We start from the raw sequence: 19639 nt of genomic DNA, 5'->3' as shown, positions 1-19639 counted from the left end.
CGACGCCAGCGCCTTAATTAGCGCGGGACCTTGCTATTGAGGCGTCAGCGGTTGGCCAATCGATGTAACCTTTTGCACCCCCGCCGTAGTAACTCTCGCGTGGAGCGATGGTCAGCTCAATACCTCGACGCAGACGCTCTACGAGGTCGGGGTTGGAAATGAACAAGCGACCAAATGCCACCGCATCAATCCGGCCCTGCGCCCGGCGTTCGATTGCCATCGCCAGGTCATAGTTGTTATTGCCTATGAATGGCCCTTCAAACTGGGCACTCAGTGCATCCAGGTCCACGCCTTCGGGCACGGTGCGGGAGGTCGCCGTGGCGCCTTCAACAAAATGCAGGTACGCCAGGTTCAATTGATTGAGCTGCTGGATCAGGTAGCCATAAGTCGCCATGACATTGCTGTCAGGAGGCGTATTACCGGCATCAGGGGTCACCGGTGAAAGGCGAATACCGACACGGTCGTTACCCCATATCGAAACCACGGCTTCGGTGACTTCCAAGGTCAGTCGCACCCGGTTCTCAATGGAGCCACCGTATTGATCGGTGCGTTTGTTAGTGGAATCACGCAGGAATTGATCGAGCAGATAGCTGTTGGCCGAATGCACTTCTACGCCATCAAAACCGGCTCGCTTGGCGTTCTCGGCGGCCCGCTTGTATTGCTCGATGATCCCTGGGATCTCCGAGGTTTGCAGCGCACGAGGCGTCGACACCTCGACAAAGCCATTTTCGGTGTAGGTGCTACCTTCAGCCTTGATCGCCGAAGGCGCTACCGGCGCTTCGCCGTTGGGTTGCAACTCGACACTGGAAAAACGTCCCACGTGCCACAACTGACTGACAATTTTGCCGCCCGCCGCGTGCACTGCGTCGGTGACCTTTTTCCAGCCGGCCACCTGTTCTTGCGACCAGATTCCCGGAGTCATGGCATAGCCACGTCCTTGGGCAGAAATGTTCGTCGCTTCGGCAATGATCAAGCCGGCACTGGCACGTTGAGCGTAGTAAGTGGCGTGCATTTCATTTGGCACACCGTCGTCGGCCATCCGGCTACGTGTGACGGGCGCCATGACTATCCGGTTAGCCAATTGCAGCGCCCCCAGATGCATGGGAGAAAAAAGGTCGGTATCCGTGGTGATATCGGTCATAAAGCCTCTTGATAAATTAGACCGGTCGTCTAGTAAAGTGGTAAAAAAAAACGCCCCTATGCCAGCAGACGCTTACTCGTGTTCAGCGCTGTTTCGAAAGCAGCCGTTGTGTTTCGCACCTTCACTAACAGTGAAGCCCCAAGCCACAGTTGATACAACGATTCAGCCAATGTCTCGGCGTTCTGGGTCGACGTGATGGACCCGTCAGCCATCCCCTGTTCAATACACCGGGTGATCCTCTGGATAATCAGCGCGGTGCCCGCTTCAAGTACGCTGCGCATGTCCTCCGAGAGGTCGCACACTTCTGCGCCGAGTTTCACCACCAGGCATTTCTCCTCGGGATGATCGAACGCCTGTGTCTTCGCCCAGTAACTCAGGTAGCCAATCAGCCGCTCGGCGCCAGTCCCTTGCGCTGCCATGACGATGTCTACCCGACCGATATACTCTTGGAAATACTCTTCCAGTAGTGCCTGGCCGAACTCCTCCTTGGAGCGGAAGTAGTGATAAAACGAGCCCTTGGGCACGCCCGCCGTCGTCAATACTTCCATAAGACCGACGGCGGTATAGCCCTTGTGGGTCATCAGTGTCTTCGCTACATCGATGATGTGCTGTCGCATGTCCAGATTAGATTTTTTCATAATGACGAGAGTCTATCCAAAACTAGACCGGTCGTCTACAAAACATTAGCAATACCTGACGAATGACCTCCTGCGTTCTCGCCTATCGTTGCTCCTGCAAACGACTAGACCCGTGCGGCTGGATAATCCGTTGAAGGTCTGAGCTCGACCTTTTCCCACTTGGCGATGACTAACGGCGCAATGGCATTGCCCAACACGTTCAACGTAGTGGTACCACTGTCGATGATTCTGAAAATGCCAGCGATCAACGCGACGCCTTCCAGTGGAAGACCTGCTGAGGCCAATGTCGCTGACAAGATGATGATGGCGAAACCTGGCACCCCTGCTGCGCCCTTGGAAGTCAGCACCATGGTCACCACCAACAGGATCTGCTGGGATAACGACAGGTCGATGTCATGGAGTTGCGCGACAAAGATCGTCGCCACCCCAAGAAAAATCGACGCACCATCGAGGTTGAACGCATACCCCACCGGCACCACGAAACTGACGATCCGACGCGGCACGCCGTAACTTTCCATTTTTGTCATCAACTGCGGCATCACTGCGGCTGAGGCGGCACTTGAGAATGCGAGCATCAACTCATCGCGCAAGTACCGGATCAACTTGAAAATGTTTTCGCCTATCAAGTAACAGATACCGCCAAGTACCACCAACGCGAAAACAATCAGCGCCAGGTACACAACACCAATCAACTTGAGCAATGGCAACAAGGAAGCGAAACCAAACGTCGCCACGGTCGCGCCGATCATGCCGAACACACCCACAGGCGCATAAGCCATAACCATGGAGACAACCTTGAACATCGCATCGCAAACACTTTGAAGCAGTGCGATGACCGGTGCGTTTTTCTCTTTCGGTAAGGCGTTCAATGCCAGGCCGAACAGCACGGCAAAAAACAACACCGACAGCAACTTCCCCTCCGACATCGCAGCCAATACGTTATCGGGCACGATGTTCTGCAATATTACCAGCGCTCCTTTCGGCGGCTCCAGCGTGATGGATGCGGCACCGTGCGAAACACCGGAAATATCGGTACCTGTTCCCGGTTCGAAGAGATTTGCGAAACACAAGCCTATGACGACGGCCAGCGCGGTAATCGCAAAGAAATAACCGAGCGAGCGCACACCCATGCGGCCAAATGACTTGCTGTCTGGGCCACCTGCAATGCCCAGAATCATGCAGCAGAACACGATTGGCACAACGACCATCTTCATCATCTTGATAAAGATGTCACCAAGCGGTTTCAGAACCTGCACGCTGACCCATGCCTGATAGAGCGGATGGGTATTGAAGTACCAACCGACAAGCACGCCAAGCAACAGCCCGGCAACGATTTGCCACACCAAGGGAATACGTTTCATGTCTAGCCTTCTTGTTGGAATGAAAGGTCTGCGTTATCAGCAGTTGCTAGAGTCATGAGCTTGCAGCTCACGTGAGCCCCCATGGCACAGCTCAGCTGTGCCATGGGTGTTCTTATTTCGCGAAGAGCTGGCCCATATCCTTGAACGCCTTGAATTCAAGAGCATTGCCGCAAGGATCAAACAGGAACATGGTGGCTTGCTCGCCAACCTGACCTTTGAAACGAATGTACGGTTCGATCACAAATTCGGTACCAAACGACTTCAGTCGCTCGGCCAGCGCTTCCCATTGCTCCCAACCCAGAATGATGCCGAAGTGCGGAACAGGAACATCATGACCATCGACCGGATTGCTATGAACACTTTCTTGAGAGGCGGTTTTGGGATGCTCGTGAATCACCAGTTGATGACCATAGAAATTGAAATCGACCCATTGAGTGCTGGACCGCCCTTCTTCTAAACCAAAAACCTCACCGTAGAAGGTCCGTGTTGAAGCCAGGTCGTAAACAGGTATTGCGAGGTGGAATGGCGAGAGGCTCATCAGATCTCCAGTGCTTTTTTTGTGGGTTTGGCGAACATTCCCCCGTCATTGCCTCGCTTGGCTCAGCCGTTGCCGGGAATGGAAAACATCGTAGGACGGAAAACCCAACATAAAAATCAATATATATTTCTTAGAAACACAATTAATATTTATGAATGATCAAAGAACTCAAGACACTCATCGCTGTTGCGCGGGAAGGCACTTTTGCCGCTGCCGGCAACAGAATCGGCCTGACCCAGGCCGCTGTGAGCGCGCAAATCCAGCGCCTCGAAGCTGAACTGGGCGTTGAAATTTTCGACAGAAAAGGACGCTCTGCGCATCTCAATAGAATGGGCCACCAGGTACTCTTGCAAGCTCAGGAGTTGCTCAATCTTTACGACAACCTGGGTTCCTCGACGATGGGACAACCCACCAACGAGCGGGTGACTATCGGCGCAATCGCGTCGGTGCAGCGCTCATATTTGCCCGAATCGCTGGCCAGGTTTCACCAGCAATGCCCGCAATGTCGCACGCGAGTCATTCCAGGGCTGTCGATGGAATTGGTCAACCTCGTCGACGCTGGCGAGATCGACATGGCCACCATCATTCGCCCGCCCTTCTCGCTCCAGAGTGACCTGCACTGGACGACGCTGGCGCGGGAGCCCTACCGGCTAATAGTACCGAGCGAAGTGCCGGGTGAAGACTGGTCGGCGCTGCTGTCCAGCCATCCTTTCATTCGCTATGACCGCTCATCGTTCGGCGGCAGGCAGGTTGATCGTTTTGTGCGGCAGATGCATTTCACGCTGCATGAGGTGTGCGAACTGGATGAGCTGGAGGCCATCCTTCAATTAGTCAAAAAGGGCGTAGGCGTCGCATTGGTGCCGCAAACGTGCAGAGATCCGGAGTGGCCTATGGGTGTTCGAGCACTCGATCTGGGCATACACACCTTTCACCGGGATATCGGACTCATACACCGTTCTCGCCAAAGCCTTACCGAACCCGTGCGGATGCTGGCTGACCTGATCAGTGACCAGTTCATGCGTGGCTTGAACTAACCACCCTCTCGCTCATGGCCATCACTGCGCCACGCCAATGAAATAACTTCTGTAAACGGGACAAGGTGAAACGTATCAGCTGAATGAAAAACTCAAAAAATGCATAAATGCATTTTTATCCTTGACCCACAGATCCGAGTCTTTTAAATTCGAATCACTGTATATAAATACAGTGACTTGAATCCCTACATGGACGAGGTTTCCTATGAAAAACACCCCTTCGAAATTTGGAAAAACACCCCATCAACCCAGCCTGTGGACCCGAGCCGATGCGCTTAAAGTGCGTGCGGACGACCCCACCACCACCCAGCCACTGGTCAGTGCGAACTTCCCGGTATTGAGTGACGAGGTTTTTATCTGGGACACCATGCCGCTGCGTGATATCGACGGCAACATCACCTCCGTTGACGGCTGGTCGGTGATCTTCACCCTCACTGCGGATCGCCACCCGAACGACCCGCAATACCTCGATCAGAATGGCAACTACGACGTCATCCGCGACTGGAACGATCGCCATGGCCGGGCAAAGATGTACTACTGGTTTTCTCGCACTGGCAAAGACTGGAAGCTCGGCGGCCGAGTGATGGCTGAAGGGGTTTCACCCACCGTGCGCGAATGGGCTGGCACACCGATCCTGCTGAACGAACAAGGCGAAGTGGACCTGTACTACACCGCCGTCACGCCCGGCGCGACCATCGTCAAGGTGCGTGGCCGCGTGGTGACCACCGAGCATGGCGTCAGCCTGGTGGGCTTCGAAAAGGTCAAGCCGCTGTTCGAGGCGGACGGCAAGATGTACCAGACCGAAGCGCAAAACGCCTTCTGGGGCTTTCGCGATCCATGGCCGTTTCGCGACCCGAAAGACGGCAAGCTGTACATGCTGTTCGAAGGCAACGTGGCCGGCGAACGCGGCTCGCACAAGGTCGGTAACGCCGAAATCGGCGACGTACCACCCGGCTATGAAGAGGTCGGCAACTCGCGCTTCCAGACCGCCTGCGTCGGGATCGCCGTGGCCCGCGACGAAGACGGTGACGACTGGGAAATGCTGCCACCGCTGCTGACCGCGGTCGGCGTCAACGACCAGACCGAACGCCCGCACTTTGTGTTCCAGGACGGCAAGTACTACCTGTTCACCATCAGCCACACCTTCACCTACGCCGACGGTGTAACCGGCCCGGACGGGGTATACGGCTTCGTCGCCGATTCGCTGTTCGGCCCGTATGTGCCGTTGAACGGCTCTGGCCTGGTACTGGGCAACCCGTCCTCCCAACCGTTTCAGACCTACTCGCACTGCGTCATGCCCAACGGCCTGGTGACCTCCTTCATCGACAGCGTACCGACCGACGACACCGGCACGCAGATCCGTATCGGCGGCACCGAAGCACCGACGGTGGGCATCAAGATCAAAGGGCAGCAAACGTTCGTGGTCGCCGAGTATGACTACGGTTACATCCCGCCGATGCTCGACGTTACGCTCAAGTAACGGAGGCTATGAGGTAGCGGGTTTGAGCTCGATGACAAACCCGCGGTAGATATCCGCTGCTCCCGTAGCGGTCTGACAGCCGCCATCGCAGGCAAGCCAGCTCCCACATTTTGGTCCGTGGGGCGTCAGGTAGGTATGTGTCGGCTGAGGGGCCGTCACGGGAGCAAGCTCACTCGCCACAGGTTCAACAGCCCATTGTGTGGGTATTCAGGAAATATAAATGCCTGCACCATTGAGTTGAGTAATGTTCACGCCAACCAACGTCACCGAGTTGTCGCCAAAGGACAACAGCGCATTGTCCTCGAACATCGAGACATGGGAACGGTAATCGTATTGCTGGCCCAGGTCAGGAATCCCCATGAATACCAGCTTATCGCTGGCCTGGTAGCCCTCGACCCGATCATTGCCAAAGAGGCCGTTGAACAGGAAAGTGTTGCTGCCCCCGCCCGACACCATCAGGTCATTGCCCGCCCCGCCGACGAACACATTATTACCCTGCCCACCGATCAAATAATCGTCGCCGCCCAGACCGAACAACCATTCCCCCGCAGCATGAGCGGTGAGGACATTGTCCTGCGCATCGCCGTTGGCAGAGGCCGTGTAGGGCGTCAAGGCTGTGCCGGCCAGCAGGCCTTGGCCGGTTACGTTATAGGTTACATCGTGGGTACCCCAGGGGATTGAATTCCACATGATGTAGGACTGCTCTTGGCTCACCAATGCACCGATATCGCGGGTCATACTGATGCCGCCATAGGCGTCGTTGATATAGAGCGTGCCATCGCCATCATTGGCAAAGCCGAAGCTGGCCAGTGGCTTGTGCAGTTCGAAGACGTTATCGCCCTGCCCGCCCAGCAGGATGTTGTAGCCGCCATCATCGCGAAAACGATCATGACCGGCGCCGCCTTCCAGGAAGTCGTTGCCGACACCGCCCTTGAGCAGGTCGTTGCCCTCGGTGCCGAGGATGAAGGTATTGCCAGTGTGTTTTTCAGCGTAACGGTTCAGGTCTTGTACCCAGGTGGTTTCACGCGCAGCCTCGGTCAGGCTGGAGACCACGATGGTCGAATCCTTGCTGGTCAGGTCGTAGAACTCGGAGGACGCGATACGCCCCAAACCTTGGATGTAACCGTCCAGGGAGTGAGCCTTGGCCACGCCCCAATTCAGACTATTAGGTAAATGTGCCGAGAACGACGCGTAATTATCGGTAAAACTGACGAGGTTGTTGGCGGCCGCATCCCAGCCCCGGTCGTTGCCCCAGAAGAGTGCCGAGGTATTGATGCCTTTGCCATCAATGGCTTTGAACACCGGGTCATTTTCATAGCCAATATTCAACACCGGGGTATCACCCGAGCGTTGAGCGGGTGAGGCAAAGGTTACGTAGTTGGCATCCTGATAAAAGCCGCCCCAGTGATCGTGGCTCAAGGTCGCCAGGCTGTTGGCGCCCAGTGCGCCGAGGCTATGGCCGGTGACCAGGATATCCTTGCCGCTCAAGCCCTGGCTCGCGGCGTAACGAGCGACGTTTTCGAGCAAGGCGCTGAAGGCGAACTTGGCGTAATTGGCGGCGTATCCAGGCAGTGCTGCGGCCGCCAGGTCGCTGGCCACGTCGCCCGCGCCATCCCAGGTCAAGCCAAAGGACGTGCCACGAAAGGCAATCCCCATGGCGATCAGCCTGCCAAGCCCATCGTACTGCCCCAGAATCTCGACGTTGGCCGAAGGGGCCAAGGCTGTCTCGCCCCAGAAGGTGCCTTGCTTGTCCACATGCTGCGTCACGCCCAGGGCCTGCGCACCGATAGGCGCCCAGCCACCGGTTGCCAGGGGTTGGCCGGTGGAGTCATACGCGTACTCGGATAAAGCCAAGGCGTTGCTCAGCAGCGCCTTGGCGGGGTCGCCCTTCATGCCCTTGTAATCGAAAACGCCCATGCCCTTGGTCCCTTTTCAGATGACGTGCCAGATGGCCTCGATTCGGATGGCCGGGGTCGATTGAGTGCGGGTCACGGGGGACTGTCAAGGGTTACCTAGAAACTCAATAGTCCTCATTTTATTGAGCGCTAGCCCTCCCAGCATTGACGACATGGACAGAAGGCACCCGGACACGCAGCGCAATCAGCAACGCAGCCAGCAACATCAGCACCGCCGCCGCTATAAATACGCCCGCGCTGCCACCGAGGCTGAACACTGCACCGCCAGCGGCGGCGCCCATGGCGATGGCGGACTGCACAGAGGCCACCACCATACCCCCGGCGCTTTCCGCCTGGTCAGGTACCGCGCTGGCGACCCAGTTCGACCACGCCACCGGCACACCGCCAAAGGCCAAGCCCCAGATTGCCAGCAGTACCGCCTGCCCCGGCAACGAGGGTGGCAACAGCACCAACGCCAGTGCTGCAACCCCGACCAGCGCAGGCATTAACACCAGAGTCGCCAGCGGGCGGTGCTCCAGCAGCCTGCCAGCCAACAGCGTGCCGAAGAAGTTCGCCACACCGAACCCCAACAACATCAGCGACAGCCCTTGCGAGCCGATGCCGGTAGTACCTTCAAGAAATGGCCGAACGTAGGTGAACATCGCGAAGTGACCGCTATGCACCAGCACACAACCGAACATCCCCATGGCGATGCCTGGGCGCTGCAACACGTCGAAAACCGTGCGCAGACGTGCTGGCCGGCGCGGCGCGAGGCGCGGTAAAGTCAATGACTGAAACGTCAGGGTCACCATGCCTACCGCCGCCGCTGCAAAGAACGCGCTGCGCCAGCCGTATAGCCCGCCCAGATAACTGCCCAGTGGCACGGCAACGACCGTCCCGATGGCAATCCCACTGAAAATGATCGACAGCGCCCGAGGCAACAAAGCACTCGGCACCAAGCGCATCGCCACCGCCGCAGCCATGCTCCAGAACCCGCCCAGGGCAATCCCCAGCAAGATGCGCATCAACAGCAGCACCGCGAAGCTGGAAGAAACGGCGACCAACAGATTGGAGGCAACCATCAACGTTGAAAACCCCAACAACACCCAACGTCGGTCGATGCCGCGGGTCAGGCCTGGCACCAACAAACCGGCGAACAACGCTACCACTGCTGTCACCGTTACCGCCTGGCCAGCCAGCGCTTCGGACACGCCCAGATCAGTCGCCATCAGTGTTAACAAACTGGCCGGAAGGTACTCCGCAGTCAGTAATCCGAACACTCCCATTGCCAGTGAGAAGACGGCCATCCACGCGGGGGCCGCAGGCTCTGCATCCGAGAAGGCGCCGGGATGGCGGTTGGATACGGCGTCACATACACAGTCAGTCATTACAGCGATCTCCCAATCATCATTGCGACCCGCAGTCTAGGCGCGCGAATCTGGATGATCTATGATCCAAGATCTCTCATTTTTGACTAAAACACCTGAACAATGTCTGCAGAACAGTTTGCTCTTTCCTCGGATCTCATCAACGAACTGTTGCGCGGTATGCGCCTGCGTGGCGTCGAATACCGGCGTATACAAACGAGTCCGAGTTTCGGTTTGGGCTTCGCTGAAAAACCTGGGCATGCCTGGTTCCATTTCATGGCCGTCGGCAATGCGGTACTGCGAATGGAGGACGGCACCACCTACGCGCTGTCTGCCGGCAACGCCGTGTTCATCTCCCACGGCGCGGCCCATCAACTGTATTCCCATGCGGACGTACCCGTTCAGGACATCGACCGCCTAGACGGCGTCCCCCTCGGTGACACCGTGAGCGCGGTGCACACCGGAACCGATGCCAGCCCAACGCCGAGCACCATTTTGTTCAGTGGTTGTATGGAGTTTGAACTGGGCAGCATCCATGGCCTCGGCAAACTGATGCCGGGCCTGATGTTGATTGATGCCGACGGCCAGCGCTACCCTGGACTGGTGCCTATCCTGACCACCATGGAACGCGAGGTCAGCGCCGCACGTGTGGGCTTCGCCGGTATCCTCGCGCGGTTGGCCGACGTGGTGGCCGCCATGGTCGTTCGCGGCTGGGTAGAGTGTGCCTGCGGTAATGCCTCTGGCCTGGTCGCCGCCTTGCGCGATCCACGCTTGGCCGGTGCACTGCTCGCGCTCCATCAACAACCGGGCCGCGACTGGACCGTTGCGCAATTGGCAGAGCAATGCAATACCTCACGCTCAGCCTTCGCGGATCGCTTCCAGGTGACGATTGGCATGACGCCGCTGCGCTATGTCACCGAACTGCGAATGCGGCTCGCAAGCCAGTGGCTGACCCTGGAAAGGCTGCCGATCGAAGAGGTAGCACAACGCTTGGGCTATACATCCCAGGCCGCTTTCAGTCGCGCGTTCAAACGTGTTACGGGCAAGACACCGGGGTTAAGTCGCAAGGTGAGGCAGCCCATTGTTACTTGACGCTGAGCGCACGTACTCGACGGTCTGTGCCTCTGAATCATTTAATGAAACCGCTCGTGCTACCTGATCGAAAGCCAGCACTGGGACCTCTCAGGCACCGCATAGGACCCGATCCGCGGTAGCGTCCCCCTATCGCGTGTTTTCCACCGCCTTTGAAAGATCGCTCCTACACCTTCTCCAAACACTTCCGACGGCCCCATCTGAAATACCCAACAGTCACGAAAAACGACAAGCCCTTTTCTAAAATAAACGTTATGTATTCAGTTGTTCCGGGCAAGAAGCCCACGTCTCCATTCACCTCATGAAGAACTTGGATCATGCTAAATACCTCATTTTTTCCCTCATTGCGTACCGCCGTCAGTACAGCCCTGCGGTCCCGACAACTCAATCGAGAAGAAGAGCGCCTGGTCCACTACTACCGTTGCTTGTCGGAACAGGATCGTGAAGCGATGCGCTGCCTAATGTTTGCGGTCAGGGAAACCAGCGAGGCGAACACCCTCCCCCATAAAAAGTGATGCCGTCATGGGTCAGCGAACGATGGAAGTACCTGCGGGTTTGACATCTAGCCGGCAGCCTGTCACTAACACCCTCGCGATGGATTTTTCTACCCAGCTAGAGCATGCCTGCGAAAGCCCCATCGCCGTGGAGGATCTGCATATCCCCATGCCCACCTTCGTCACCCTTCAGCCTCGATTTTCCCTCGGTGGCCTGACCCTCTCCCGCTCGATTTCCGTCAGCTCCAACACGCTCCACCGTAGCCTCCGTCTCGATTTCCTCCAAGTGATTGTGGGGGTCTTTTACGCGCTCCTAGACTCCGCCGCCGTAGGGCAAATCCCTGTTCCCTCATGATTCCCACAGGCGGCACGCGCGCAATTTTCCTGCCGCCGCCACTCGCAAGGAGCCTCAACGATGACCAAGACCTCAACCGCCCTCCTCCTGCTTGCACTGGCCAGCCTGCTGGCGGGCTGCACCACCAACCCCAACGTACTGCAGATACACAAAGTCACCGCAGAGGCGATTGGCTTGGCCTCTACGGATGAGCTGACCATGGGCCCGGTCACCAAGAGCAAGGAGGACTTCCTGGGCGGCGCTGAACTGAACTTCAAAGCCACGACCGCCAAGGGCCGTGTGTTCAACTGCTCGACGGTCATGACTCCAGGCATCCTGCTTGAGCCGCCGAAGTACTCGCGCCTGACCTGCACGAAGTAACCCTGACAGCCGGTGCGGGCATCGCGCGCACCGGCCTATGGGAACGGCCGTCGGCGTGCCGGGCGCGCCACATGGCGGCGTTGCCGGCAAAGATGGTGTTCATGCTCAGCACGCTAAACCTGCGTCAGCGCTCAGCATTCGATAGATGGCCGTTTGAGGCATAAGAGTGCGCGCAGTCGGCTGCCGAGGGTGAAGGGCGCCCCCAACACTTAGACACCCATTCAATTTCTGGGGCGTTTTCAATGCTTGGATAAGTCACGCACAACGCTATTGAAAGACACCTCCTACAGACCCAGCGCATGGGTTCGCAGGACGCGTCCTGATTGCGCCCACATTATTGAATGGCACGGGCGACGCTGCCTAGGATGTGCCCGCTCGCTCATTTCGTTGAGCTCTAGCCCTCCCCGCGTCCACGACAGGAGTCGATTGACCATGTACAACAACATCCCCCTCGGTTTGCGAAAGCGCCTGCTCGCAGGTTCGACCTTCGCCCTCTTATCGCTAAGCGCAGCCCCCGCGCTGGCCACCGACTGGTGGATGATCTTTGGCACCGGCGACACGCCCAACAGAGACCTGTTCTTCGCCGATGCACAGTCGGTAAAAGCCACACAACAACACCCGCAAAACACACAGCTGACGGTCGTGCAGGGTATTCGAAAGCCCCAACAGCCCCAACTACGTGAGCTACGCGCTGGAGCTGCAATGCCCGGAGCGACAGCTCAGGGTGAACTCGGCCACCGCCTACCTGCGCGCCGGGGCCACCACGGTGCTGCCGGCGCCTGAACGCTGGGTGCCGGTGCCCAAGAGCTGGCTGGAGCGTGGCTATGACTTCGCCTGCGCACCAGGCAAACGCAAGTCCAACGCCATGATGCCAATGGGCGTCGGCTCCATCGACAACGCACAACTGGTAGCGATCACGCAGCAAGGCCTCTTCAATCAGTTGCCGGGTAATCAGCCGATCCGCATTGAATCCAGGAAGAGCAGCACCGAGGACGTGATGCGCGACCTCAACTTCCTCTTGGGCGCACCTGAGAAAAAATGACCTCCGGCGCCAACCGGCACGCTTGAATAATGAGTGATCAACATGAAATACACAGGTGCATTGGCCTTGGCCCTCGCGCTGCTGCAGACCGGCTGCGTCAGTTTTGACACCGTCCCGGAAATGTACGCGCGCAGCCAATGGAAAGGCCGCCCGGCGCAGGACGCCATCAATTTCTTTGGTCCACCCCAAAAAATGGATCGCACCGCGGACGACCAGCATGTGGTGATGCAGTGGTACCGCGACACGTCTTACAACAGCAATGAGGTGGTGGCACAAAGCGCGGAAAGGCAGGGCAATGTGATGGTGCACACCAACTATTGGGCAACCGTCAATAACCCGAATCGCTGCATCCTTTCCATCACCGTCGACCAGGACAGGAAGGTCGTCGGGTTTGAGGCCGATGAAGGCGAATTGCTGCTGTCCAGTGGCTGCCAGTCGGTCAAGTTTGGGCCGCCTTAGGCAACCGACGTTGAGACAGGCTAGTGGAAACACCTCCTACAAACGTCATGTTTTACTCTTGAAGGACCGCCCTCGACAATGAAATCCGTCATCGTCGCCATCGCCCTACCGCTCATTGCAGGCTGCGCAACGCCGAAATATTGGGGGGCCACCGGCGGCAACCCGTCCGACGGGCTTGTGCAACTCTTCTACGTCCATACGCCGTTTGAGTACGGCCAAATCCGGGCATCCCAAGGGTTGGCGATTGCCACGGGGCGTTGCCAATTTTGGAACTACGCGCGCGCTGAGCGCGCAGGCGCACAAAAATCCGTGTGCCGCACGATGGGGCAATTCCACTGCCTGGAAACCACCGTCACTTAGGATTATCGGTGCCAGAAGTGACGCCCTCCCCAAGCGTCGAGGCGCGTCGGGAAGTTGAGCGAACAGTAGTTCGCCTGGCGACCCAGGCGAACTGAGCGGATCTAGTAACAATACGAATTTGAGCGCGCGCCCTACGGTTGTGCGCACAAACAAAAAAAGACGCCTAAGCGTCCATTCCGTAAATCACACAGGCAAAAAAAAGCCACTCGTTAGAGTGGCTTTTTCATTAATGCTTGGAGCGGGAAACGAGACTCGAACTCGCGACCCCGACCTTGGCAAGGTCGTGCTCTACCAACTGAGCTATTCCCGCTTGGTGATGCGCATTCTATAGAATCCTCAGCACCCGTCAACCCCTTGATTCAAAAAAGTTTTATTTCTTTTCAACGGTGGTTCGCAGATGGGGCCAGGCCGCACGCAGATATTGCAGCATGGACCACAGGGTCAGGCCGGCCGCGACCAGCAGCAAGGCGTAGCCCGTGAGGACCCAGAACGAGAAGTCCGACGGGTTGGCCAGCAGGATCACCAGCGCGAGCATTTGCGCGGCGGTTTTCCATTTGCCCATGTTGGAGACGGCGACGTGGGCGCGGGCGCCGATTTCGGCCATCCATTCGCGCAGGGCCGAGACGACGATCTCGCGGCCGATGATGACGGCGGCCGGCAGGGTCAGCCACAGGTTGCCGTGTTCCTGTACCAGCAGGACCAGGGCGACGGCCACCATGAGTTTGTCGGCCACGGGGTCGAGGAACGCGCCGAAGGGCGTGCTCTGTTCCAGGCGGCGGGCCAGGTAGCCGTCGAGCCAGTCGGTGGCGGCTGCGAAGGCAAATACCGAACTGGACGCGACGTAGCTCCATTCATACGGCAAATAGAACAACAAAATGAAAATCGGGATAAGCAGGACGCGTAGTACGGTGATCAGATTAGGGATATTCATCGGCACAACTGGCTACGAGGTGAGAAGGCATTCTATTCGCTGTGCAGATTGGCATAAATCAATTCAGCGAGCTTTTTACTGATACCGGGTGCTTTGGCTATCTCGTCAATGCTGGCACGGGAGAGCTCCTGCAAGCCACCAAAATGTTTAAGCAAGTCGCGACGCCGCGTCGGGCCAACCCCTGCCACCCCTTCCAGGGTTGAAGTTCGCCGGGTTTTGCCACGGCGGGCGCGGTGGCCGGTAATGGCGAAACGGTGGGCTTCGTCGCGGATTTGTTGAATCAGGTGCAGTGCGGGTGAGTCGCCCTTCAACGTGAACTCATGGGCGGCATCATTTAAGTACAACGTCTCGAAGCCGGCCTTGCGCGTGGTGCCCTTGGCCACACCGAGCAGGATCAGGTCGGGCACCGCCAGTTCGTTGAGCACGTCACGGGCCATGGATAACTGGCCCTTGCCGCCGTCTACCAGCAGGATATCGGGGAGCTTGCCCTCCCCGTCCTTCAACTTGCTGAATCGCCGCGTGAGCGCCTGGTGCATGGCGGCGTAGTCATCGCCGGCGGTAACGCCTTCGATGTTGTAGCGCCGGTAGTCGGCCTTGATCGGCCCTTCCGGCCCGAATACCACGCAAGAGGCCACTGTGGCCTCGCCGCTGGAGTGGCTGATGTCGTAGCACTCCAGGCGCTGGGGCGGCTCGTCCAGGTTGAGGACCTCGGCCAAGGCGTCGAAGCGTGCAGCGACGTGCTGTCGGTTCGCCAGCCGCGCGCCCAGGGCCTGTTCGGCGTTAGTCACGGCCAACTGCTGCCAGCGAGCACGGGTGCCGCGTACGCGGTGGCTGATGTCCAGCTCGCGGCCGCGCAGCTCGTGGATGGCCTCGATCAAGGTGGGGAAGTCTTCGTGCACCACGTTGACGATCAGTTCAGACGGCAGGTCGCGCTCAGGGCTGCTGACGTAGTATTGGCCAAGGAATGCGGCCATGACCTCCGCCACGTCTTCGTCGATACCGGTCTGCGGGAAGAAGTTCTTGCTGCCTAATACCCGCCCGCCTCGTACGCTGATCAGGTGCACACAGGCGCCGCCCGGGTTGACGAACGCGGCGATCACGTCAACGTCACCGGTGCCGCCTTCCATGCTTTGCTGGTCCTGGACACGGCGCAGCAGGGAGATCTGGTCGCGCAGTTCGGCGGCCTTTTCGAAATCCAGGGTGCTGGCGGCCTGCTCCATGGCCCCGGACAACTCATCGGTGAGTGCGTTGCTGCGCCCTTCGAGGAACATCACCGAATGGCGCACATCCTCGGCGTACTCCGAAGGTTCCACCAGCCCCACGCAGGGCGCCTTGCAGCGCTTGATCTGGTATTGCAGGCACGGCCGGGTGCGGTTCTTGTAGAAGCTGTCTTCGCACTGACGCACAAAAAAGGTTTTTTGCAGCAGGCTCAGGCTTTCACGAATCGCCCCGGCGCTGGGGTAAGGCCCGAAGTACTTGCCCTTTTGCTTCTTTGCCCCGCGGTGAATGCTCAGGCGCGGAAAGTTGCCGTCGGATAAAAACACGTAAGGGTAGGATTTATCATCACGCAACAGGATGTTGTAAGGCGGCCGCCATTCCTTGATCAGCGTCTGCTCAAGCAGCAGCGCCTCGGTTTCATTGGCGGTGATGGTGGTTTCGACCTGGGCGATACGCGCCACCAGGGCGGCGGTTTTCGGCGCAAGGCCGGTCTTGCGAAAGTAGCTCGCCAGACGGTTCTTCAGGTTCTTGGCTTTGCCCACGTAAAGCAGGCGCGCCTCGCTGTCGAACATGCGGTACACGCCGGGGCGGCCACTGCAGGTGGAGAGAAAGGCACTCGGATCAAACGGTGTGGTCATGTCAGGCGCTGGCGTCCACCATGCCGTGGCGCACTGCGAGCAGGGTCAATTCAACATCACTGCTGATGGCAAGCTTCTCGAAGATACGATAACGGTAGGTATTGACGGTCTTGGGCGACAGGCACAGCTTGTCAGAGATGGTCTGCACCTTCTGGCAACCGACGATCATCAGGGCGATCTGGATTTCCCGCTCCGACAGCGCATCAAATGGCGAATCGCTGGTGGGCTGGAACGACTTGATCGCCAATTGCTGGGCAATCTGCGGGCTGATGTAACGCTGGCCGGCAAATACCAGGCGAATGGCTTGCACCATCTCGGCCAGGCCTGCGCCCTTGGTGAGGTAGCCGGCGGCACCGGCTTGCAGCAAACGGGTGGGAAACGGGTCTTCCTCGCACACCGTGACCACCACGACCTTGATGTCCGGATGGCTGCGCAATAACTTGGTCGTGGCACCAAGACCGCCAATCCCAGGCATCTTGACGTCCATCAGTACCACATCGGGCTTCAACTCCCGGGCCTTGATCAGGGATTCCTCCCCCGACTCCGCCTGGCCGACTACTTGCAGGCCGTCGATGTCAGCCAGCATTCGTGTAATGCCTGTACGAACGAGATCATGGTCATCGACTACTAGCACCCTAATCAAGCAGACACCTCGCGATATGGTCTTATAGGTTGCTGAACACCTTAGCAAAAAACCAAGGCGCAGACCTAGTTGCAAGTGTCATATATATAGAGATTAAACGTGCTGCGGCTGTTCGCCGGCTGGCGAACAGCCCTGTTTCCTGGGCTAAAGGTCAGGATTCCTGGGGGGGCGACTTGGCTTTTCCGTTCACCACGGATGAATGCTCAGCCAAGGTACTGGTCAAGCGACGGATTGCGTCCTGGTCTTCCTTGAACATCGCTCGGTAATTGCCCAGCACTTTCTCTTCGATCTTGCTCAGGTTATCCAGCTGGATCGGCGTTGGGCTGCCGGTCAACACGTACAGGATATCCACACCTTTTTCGGCGACGCGAGACAAATAGTCGGCCTTGGGTGCACGACCACCGCTTTCATATTTGCCTTGGGCGTTCGCTTCAACGCCTCCAATTTCTCCAAAAACTTTCTGCGACAGGCCAAGTCGCTCTCTTTCTTGCCTTAAGCGCGAACCGATTCCACTCATTTGGATGTATGATCCTAAATTGGCACACCCCAAGAGGTGTCACACCATCACTTCGTTAAACAAACTTGAACGGTTTTGAACTATGCCCGGAATCCGTACTGCTGCACAAGCCAAGGCCTGGCTGGAACATCAAGGAAAGTCAGTTCAAGCGTTCGCCCGGGAGCATGGCGTAGACCCGGCAACCACGTATCAAGTGCTCTCCGGGCGCAAAAAGGGACGGCGTGGAGAAGCCCATAAAGTGGCGGTACTTCTGGGCATGAAAGAGGGCGTTATCGTGGATGAGCCAAGAGCTCAATCCCACAACGAACAAAGCACTAACTGACAGCAGTATGCGCCTATTTGTAGGACGTGCATGTTTTAGTCCGATGTGAGTGCGCGACACTCACGCTCCATCCGCCAGAAGCCATCCTCTTCACCGACAATGCTCAACCCCAAGCGCTGATACAGCCTTCTTGCCGGGTTGGTCTTGAACACCGTCAAACGTAGAAACCCCAGGCCCTCGACGCGTGCCTTGAGCGCCATTTGCTCCAGCACCCATGTGCCCGCGCCCTGCTTGCGGCAGCATTCCAGCAGGTGCAGCTCGCGGATATACAGGGCCTTGCCATCGCGGCTCAGGCTGATAAAGCCCATGACGACGTCATCGTTGCAGATCAGCCAGTTCTCGCGGCCCGCCCAGGCCACGTCGAAGCCGTCGCTGGACCACAACAAGCCGTTCTGACGGTAGTAATGGCTCATGGCCTGCTGGGTCAGGGTGCGGGCAAACGGCAGGTCCTGCTCGATGGCCCGGCGCAAATGAAACCTCATTCAGAGGGCGACCACTTGGCCGGTCCACTGCCCGCCGTCGCGACGGGCGATCACCAACGCGTCGCCGACACTGGGGGCGGCAACAAGCAAGTTGCCATCGGCGGTCCAGATCGCACTGCGACCGGCACAAGCCCAGCCTCCAGATGGGCCACCGTGGTTAGCCATCAGTACCAACAGGCCATGCTCGGCCGCATAGCCTTCAAGCAAAGCACTGTCCGCCGCGTAGCCTGCCTCGCTGATCAGTACACTTGCGGCATAGACTGTGGCGCCCGCTGCCGCCGCTTGGCGTGGATGGCTGGCCTGGGAAAAGTCCGCACACACCGCCAGCGCGATGCGCTCCTCTGCCAATTCCAAGGGCTCGCCGCCCTGCCCCGCAGCAAATGCCAGCTCTTCGCCGGGGTGCAGATGCTGCTTGGTGTAGACGCCTACTGAACCGTCCGCCTCAAGCACCAGCGCGCCGATCAGCACACCTGTTTTTGGCGTCAAGCGCACCGGCATGCCCACCACGGCCGTCAACTGCAGCTCCCGCGCCAACTCACGCAACGGCGTCAACACGGCGTCTTGCGGGTCGATGGCCAAATCGGCCGCCAGGAACGGCTCGTAGCCTGTCAGTGACAGTTCTGGAAACACCAGGCATTGCACGCCCTGTTCAGCCGCGGCCCGCATCAACGCCAGGTGCCGCTGGATATTGGCAGCGATATCGCCCGGGATGGAAACGGTTTGCGCCGCAGCAAGGGTCAAGGCAGTCATGGTCGCGTCCTGGCAATCATTGTTTGAGAGCCGTCAGCATATCCACACTTGCCCCATAGCGGCATAGGTATCGCCGTTACCGCAGGAATGAATATGTACACGGTCCAACTGTGTTGACGGTCCGGCCGTCTTCGCAGGCAAGCCAGCTCCCACATTTGGATCGCGCTGCCTCAGCCAGATCAGCGCCGGCTGTCAGGCCGTCACGGGAGCAGGCTCCCTCGCCACAGGTCCAGCGTCGCAGCAAAGTTGTGTAGATACCTACGCCCATAGCGGTAAGTACTGCCACGCAATAGAAATTACTGATTGAATCCACCCGCACGCCTCTAGTAAGCTCCCCCCATCATTTGGAGAGCCCCATGTTGCCACTCACCCACACTCAGGTTTGCCCTGCTGCCAGCGCCTTGCGCTCGGTGTCGGCTACCAATGTGAATGGTTCGAGCGCACTGGCCGGCTTTTATTTTGGGTATTGGTTTAGCCACTGGCGCGCCTGATACCTGAAATCGGCGCCCACTACTCAAGGGG

The 19639-nt window shown here is 58.2% G+C and carries 20 protein-coding genes and 1 tRNA gene; 8 read left to right on the top strand and 13 right to left on the bottom strand.

Annotated elements, in window-relative coordinates; translation table 11 throughout:
* Positions 1-13: 13 nt before the first annotated feature.
* The 4 genes from BMH52_RS02315 to BMH52_RS02300 all read right to left on the bottom strand — a co-directional run bounded on the left by BMH52_RS02315 (position 14) and on the right by BMH52_RS02300 (position 3678).
* Entirely contained in the window at positions 14-1141 is a 1128-nt protein-coding gene (locus tag BMH52_RS02315; protein WP_072435641.1) for an alkene reductase, read from the bottom strand.
* Between the two features lie 56 nt (positions 1142-1197).
* A complete protein-coding gene (locus BMH52_RS02310) occupies positions 1198-1779 on the bottom strand; it encodes a TetR/AcrR family transcriptional regulator (RefSeq protein ID WP_072435642.1) in 582 nt (193 codons plus the stop codon).
* Between the two features lie 104 nt (positions 1780-1883).
* Positions 1884-3140 carry a cation:dicarboxylate symporter family transporter gene (locus BMH52_RS02305; RefSeq protein ID WP_072435643.1) on the bottom strand — a complete coding sequence of 419 codons (1257 nt, stop codon included), beginning with the start codon at positions 3138-3140 and terminating at the stop codon, positions 1884-1886.
* 112 nt (positions 3141-3252) lie between these two features.
* Positions 3253-3678, bottom strand: a complete 426-nt coding sequence (locus BMH52_RS02300) for a VOC family protein (RefSeq protein ID WP_014718007.1) — start codon at positions 3676-3678, stop codon at positions 3253-3255.
* Positions 3679-3833: 155 nt separating this feature from the next.
* On the opposite strand from BMH52_RS02300, the gene BMH52_RS02295 reads away from it, so the two are divergent.
* Together BMH52_RS02295 and BMH52_RS02290 are read left to right on the top strand one after the other, a co-directional pair.
* The gene (locus BMH52_RS02295) at positions 3834-4712 is read left to right on the top strand and encodes a LysR family transcriptional regulator (RefSeq protein WP_072435644.1); all 879 of its coding nucleotides are present in this window, start codon (positions 3834-3836) and stop codon (positions 4710-4712) included.
* A gap of 205 nt (positions 4713-4917) precedes the next feature.
* Positions 4918-6192, top strand: coding sequence for a glycoside hydrolase family 68 protein (locus BMH52_RS02290; RefSeq protein ID WP_014718005.1), 1275 nt, complete (start codon positions 4918-4920; stop codon positions 6190-6192).
* A gap of 207 nt (positions 6193-6399) precedes the next feature.
* Here the strand turns inward: BMH52_RS02290 and BMH52_RS02285 are convergent, their stop codons facing one another.
* A complete protein-coding gene (locus tag BMH52_RS02285; RefSeq protein WP_073842813.1) occupies positions 6400-8109 on the bottom strand; it encodes a polyurethanase in 1710 nt (569 codons plus the stop codon).
* Positions 8110-8227: 118 nt separating this feature from the next.
* The gene (locus BMH52_RS02280; RefSeq protein ID WP_072435646.1) at positions 8228-9475 is read right to left on the bottom strand and encodes an MFS transporter; all 1248 of its coding nucleotides are present in this window, start codon (positions 9473-9475) and stop codon (positions 8228-8230) included.
* A 102-nt stretch (positions 9476-9577) separates the two neighbouring features.
* On the opposite strand from BMH52_RS02280, the gene BMH52_RS02275 reads away from it, so the two are divergent.
* The 5 genes from BMH52_RS02275 to yecR all read left to right on the top strand — a co-directional run bounded on the left by BMH52_RS02275 (position 9578) and on the right by yecR (position 13616).
* Positions 9578-10546, top strand: a complete 969-nt coding sequence (locus BMH52_RS02275) for an AraC family transcriptional regulator (protein ID WP_058410182.1) — start codon at positions 9578-9580, stop codon at positions 10544-10546.
* Between the two features lie 909 nt (positions 10547-11455).
* The gene (locus BMH52_RS02265; protein WP_014718001.1) at positions 11456-11755 is read left to right on the top strand and encodes a hypothetical protein; all 300 of its coding nucleotides are present in this window, start codon (positions 11456-11458) and stop codon (positions 11753-11755) included.
* A 679-nt stretch (positions 11756-12434) separates the two neighbouring features.
* Positions 12435-12797: a hypothetical protein gene (locus BMH52_RS29245; protein WP_177345071.1), complete on the top strand. Its 363-nt coding sequence runs from the start codon at positions 12435-12437 to the stop codon at positions 12795-12797.
* Positions 12798-12839: 42 nt separating this feature from the next.
* Positions 12840-13256, top strand: a complete 417-nt coding sequence (locus BMH52_RS02255; protein WP_020303194.1) for a hypothetical protein — start codon at positions 12840-12842, stop codon at positions 13254-13256.
* A gap of 78 nt (positions 13257-13334) precedes the next feature.
* Positions 13335-13616, top strand: a complete 282-nt coding sequence (gene yecR, locus BMH52_RS02250; RefSeq protein ID WP_019821447.1) for a YecR family lipoprotein — start codon at positions 13335-13337, stop codon at positions 13614-13616.
* 234 nt (positions 13617-13850) lie between these two features.
* Here yecR and BMH52_RS02245 read toward each other — a convergent pair.
* The 5 genes from BMH52_RS02245 to BMH52_RS02225 all read right to left on the bottom strand — a co-directional run bounded on the left by BMH52_RS02245 (position 13851) and on the right by BMH52_RS02225 (position 17563).
* A tRNA-Gly gene (locus BMH52_RS02245) sits at positions 13851-13926 on the bottom strand.
* Positions 13927-13986: 60 nt separating this feature from the next.
* A complete protein-coding gene (gene pgsA, locus BMH52_RS02240; protein ID WP_003190391.1) occupies positions 13987-14547 on the bottom strand; it encodes a CDP-diacylglycerol--glycerol-3-phosphate 3-phosphatidyltransferase in 561 nt (186 codons plus the stop codon).
* Positions 14548-14579: 32 nt separating this feature from the next.
* The gene (uvrC, locus tag BMH52_RS02235; RefSeq protein ID WP_019821446.1) at positions 14580-16403 is read right to left on the bottom strand and encodes an excinuclease ABC subunit UvrC; all 1824 of its coding nucleotides are present in this window, start codon (positions 16401-16403) and stop codon (positions 14580-14582) included.
* Between the two features lies 1 nt (position 16404).
* Positions 16405-17046, bottom strand: a complete 642-nt coding sequence (gene uvrY, locus BMH52_RS02230) for a UvrY/SirA/GacA family response regulator transcription factor (protein WP_003190387.1) — start codon at positions 17044-17046, stop codon at positions 16405-16407.
* A gap of 151 nt (positions 17047-17197) precedes the next feature.
* Complete coding sequence (locus BMH52_RS02225) at positions 17198-17563, bottom strand: helix-turn-helix domain-containing protein (RefSeq protein ID WP_003190384.1); 366 nt, start codon at positions 17561-17563, stop codon at positions 17198-17200.
* A gap of 82 nt (positions 17564-17645) precedes the next feature.
* Between BMH52_RS02225 and BMH52_RS02220 the strand changes: the two genes are divergently transcribed.
* Positions 17646-17885, top strand: a complete 240-nt coding sequence (locus BMH52_RS02220) for a DNA-binding protein (RefSeq protein WP_073842811.1) — start codon at positions 17646-17648, stop codon at positions 17883-17885.
* A 35-nt stretch (positions 17886-17920) separates the two neighbouring features.
* Here the strand turns inward: BMH52_RS02220 and BMH52_RS02215 are convergent, their stop codons facing one another.
* Together BMH52_RS02215 and BMH52_RS02210 are read right to left on the bottom strand one after the other, a co-directional pair.
* On the bottom strand, positions 17921-18367 hold the full coding sequence (locus BMH52_RS02215) for a GNAT family N-acetyltransferase (RefSeq protein ID WP_032905025.1): 447 nt from the start codon (positions 18365-18367) through the stop codon (positions 17921-17923).
* Positions 18368-19117, bottom strand: coding sequence for a carbon-nitrogen hydrolase family protein (locus tag BMH52_RS02210; RefSeq protein ID WP_073842809.1), 750 nt, complete (start codon positions 19115-19117; stop codon positions 18368-18370).
* Between the last annotated feature and the right edge of the window lie 522 nt (positions 19118-19639).

It is taken from the genome of Pseudomonas sp. BTN1 (assembly GCF_001907715.1).
Lineage (GTDB): Bacteria > Pseudomonadota > Gammaproteobacteria > Pseudomonadales > Pseudomonadaceae > Aquipseudomonas > Aquipseudomonas paracarnis.
This window is presented reverse-complemented; position numbering and strand designations above follow the sequence as displayed.

Bases quoted from the DNA above. Each gene is read 5' to 3' on its own strand.
- BMH52_RS02315 (WP_072435641.1), bottom strand. From the start codon at position 1,141: ATGACCGATATCACCACGGATACCGACCTTTTTTCTCCCATGCATCTG.
- BMH52_RS02310 (WP_072435642.1), bottom strand. From the start codon at position 1,779: ATGAAAAAATCTAATCTGGACATGCGACAGCACATCATCGATGTAGCG.
- BMH52_RS02305 (WP_072435643.1), bottom strand. From the start codon at position 3,140: ATGAAACGTATTCCCTTGGTGTGGCAAATCGTTGCCGGGCTGTTGCTT.
- BMH52_RS02300 (WP_014718007.1), bottom strand. From the start codon at position 3,678: ATGAGCCTCTCGCCATTCCACCTCGCAATACCTGTTTACGACCTGGCT.
- BMH52_RS02295 (WP_072435644.1), top strand. From the start codon at position 3,834: ATGATCAAAGAACTCAAGACACTCATCGCTGTTGCGCGGGAAGGCACT.
- BMH52_RS02290 (WP_014718005.1), top strand. From the start codon at position 4,918: ATGAAAAACACCCCTTCGAAATTTGGAAAAACACCCCATCAACCCAGC.
- BMH52_RS02285 (WP_073842813.1), bottom strand. From the start codon at position 8,109: ATGGGCGTTTTCGATTACAAGGGCATGAAGGGCGACCCCGCCAAGGCG.
- BMH52_RS02280 (WP_072435646.1), bottom strand. From the start codon at position 9,475: ATGACTGACTGTGTATGTGACGCCGTATCCAACCGCCATCCCGGCGCC.
- BMH52_RS02275 (WP_058410182.1), top strand. From the start codon at position 9,578: ATGTCTGCAGAACAGTTTGCTCTTTCCTCGGATCTCATCAACGAACTG.
- BMH52_RS02265 (WP_014718001.1), top strand. From the start codon at position 11,456: ATGACCAAGACCTCAACCGCCCTCCTCCTGCTTGCACTGGCCAGCCTG.
- BMH52_RS02255 (WP_020303194.1), top strand. From the start codon at position 12,840: ATGAAATACACAGGTGCATTGGCCTTGGCCCTCGCGCTGCTGCAGACC.
- yecR (WP_019821447.1), top strand. From the start codon at position 13,335: ATGAAATCCGTCATCGTCGCCATCGCCCTACCGCTCATTGCAGGCTGC.
- pgsA (WP_003190391.1), bottom strand. From the start codon at position 14,547: ATGAATATCCCTAATCTGATCACCGTACTACGCGTCCTGCTTATCCCG.
- uvrC (WP_019821446.1), bottom strand. From the start codon at position 16,403: ATGACCACACCGTTTGATCCGAGTGCCTTTCTCTCCACCTGCAGTGGC.
- BMH52_RS02225 (WP_003190384.1), bottom strand. From the start codon at position 17,563: ATGAGTGGAATCGGTTCGCGCTTAAGGCAAGAAAGAGAGCGACTTGGC.
- BMH52_RS02220 (WP_073842811.1), top strand. From the start codon at position 17,646: ATGCCCGGAATCCGTACTGCTGCACAAGCCAAGGCCTGGCTGGAACAT.
- BMH52_RS02215 (WP_032905025.1), bottom strand. From the start codon at position 18,367: ATGAGGTTTCATTTGCGCCGGGCCATCGAGCAGGACCTGCCGTTTGCC.
- BMH52_RS02210 (WP_073842809.1), bottom strand. From the start codon at position 19,117: ATGACTGCCTTGACCCTTGCTGCGGCGCAAACCGTTTCCATCCCGGGC.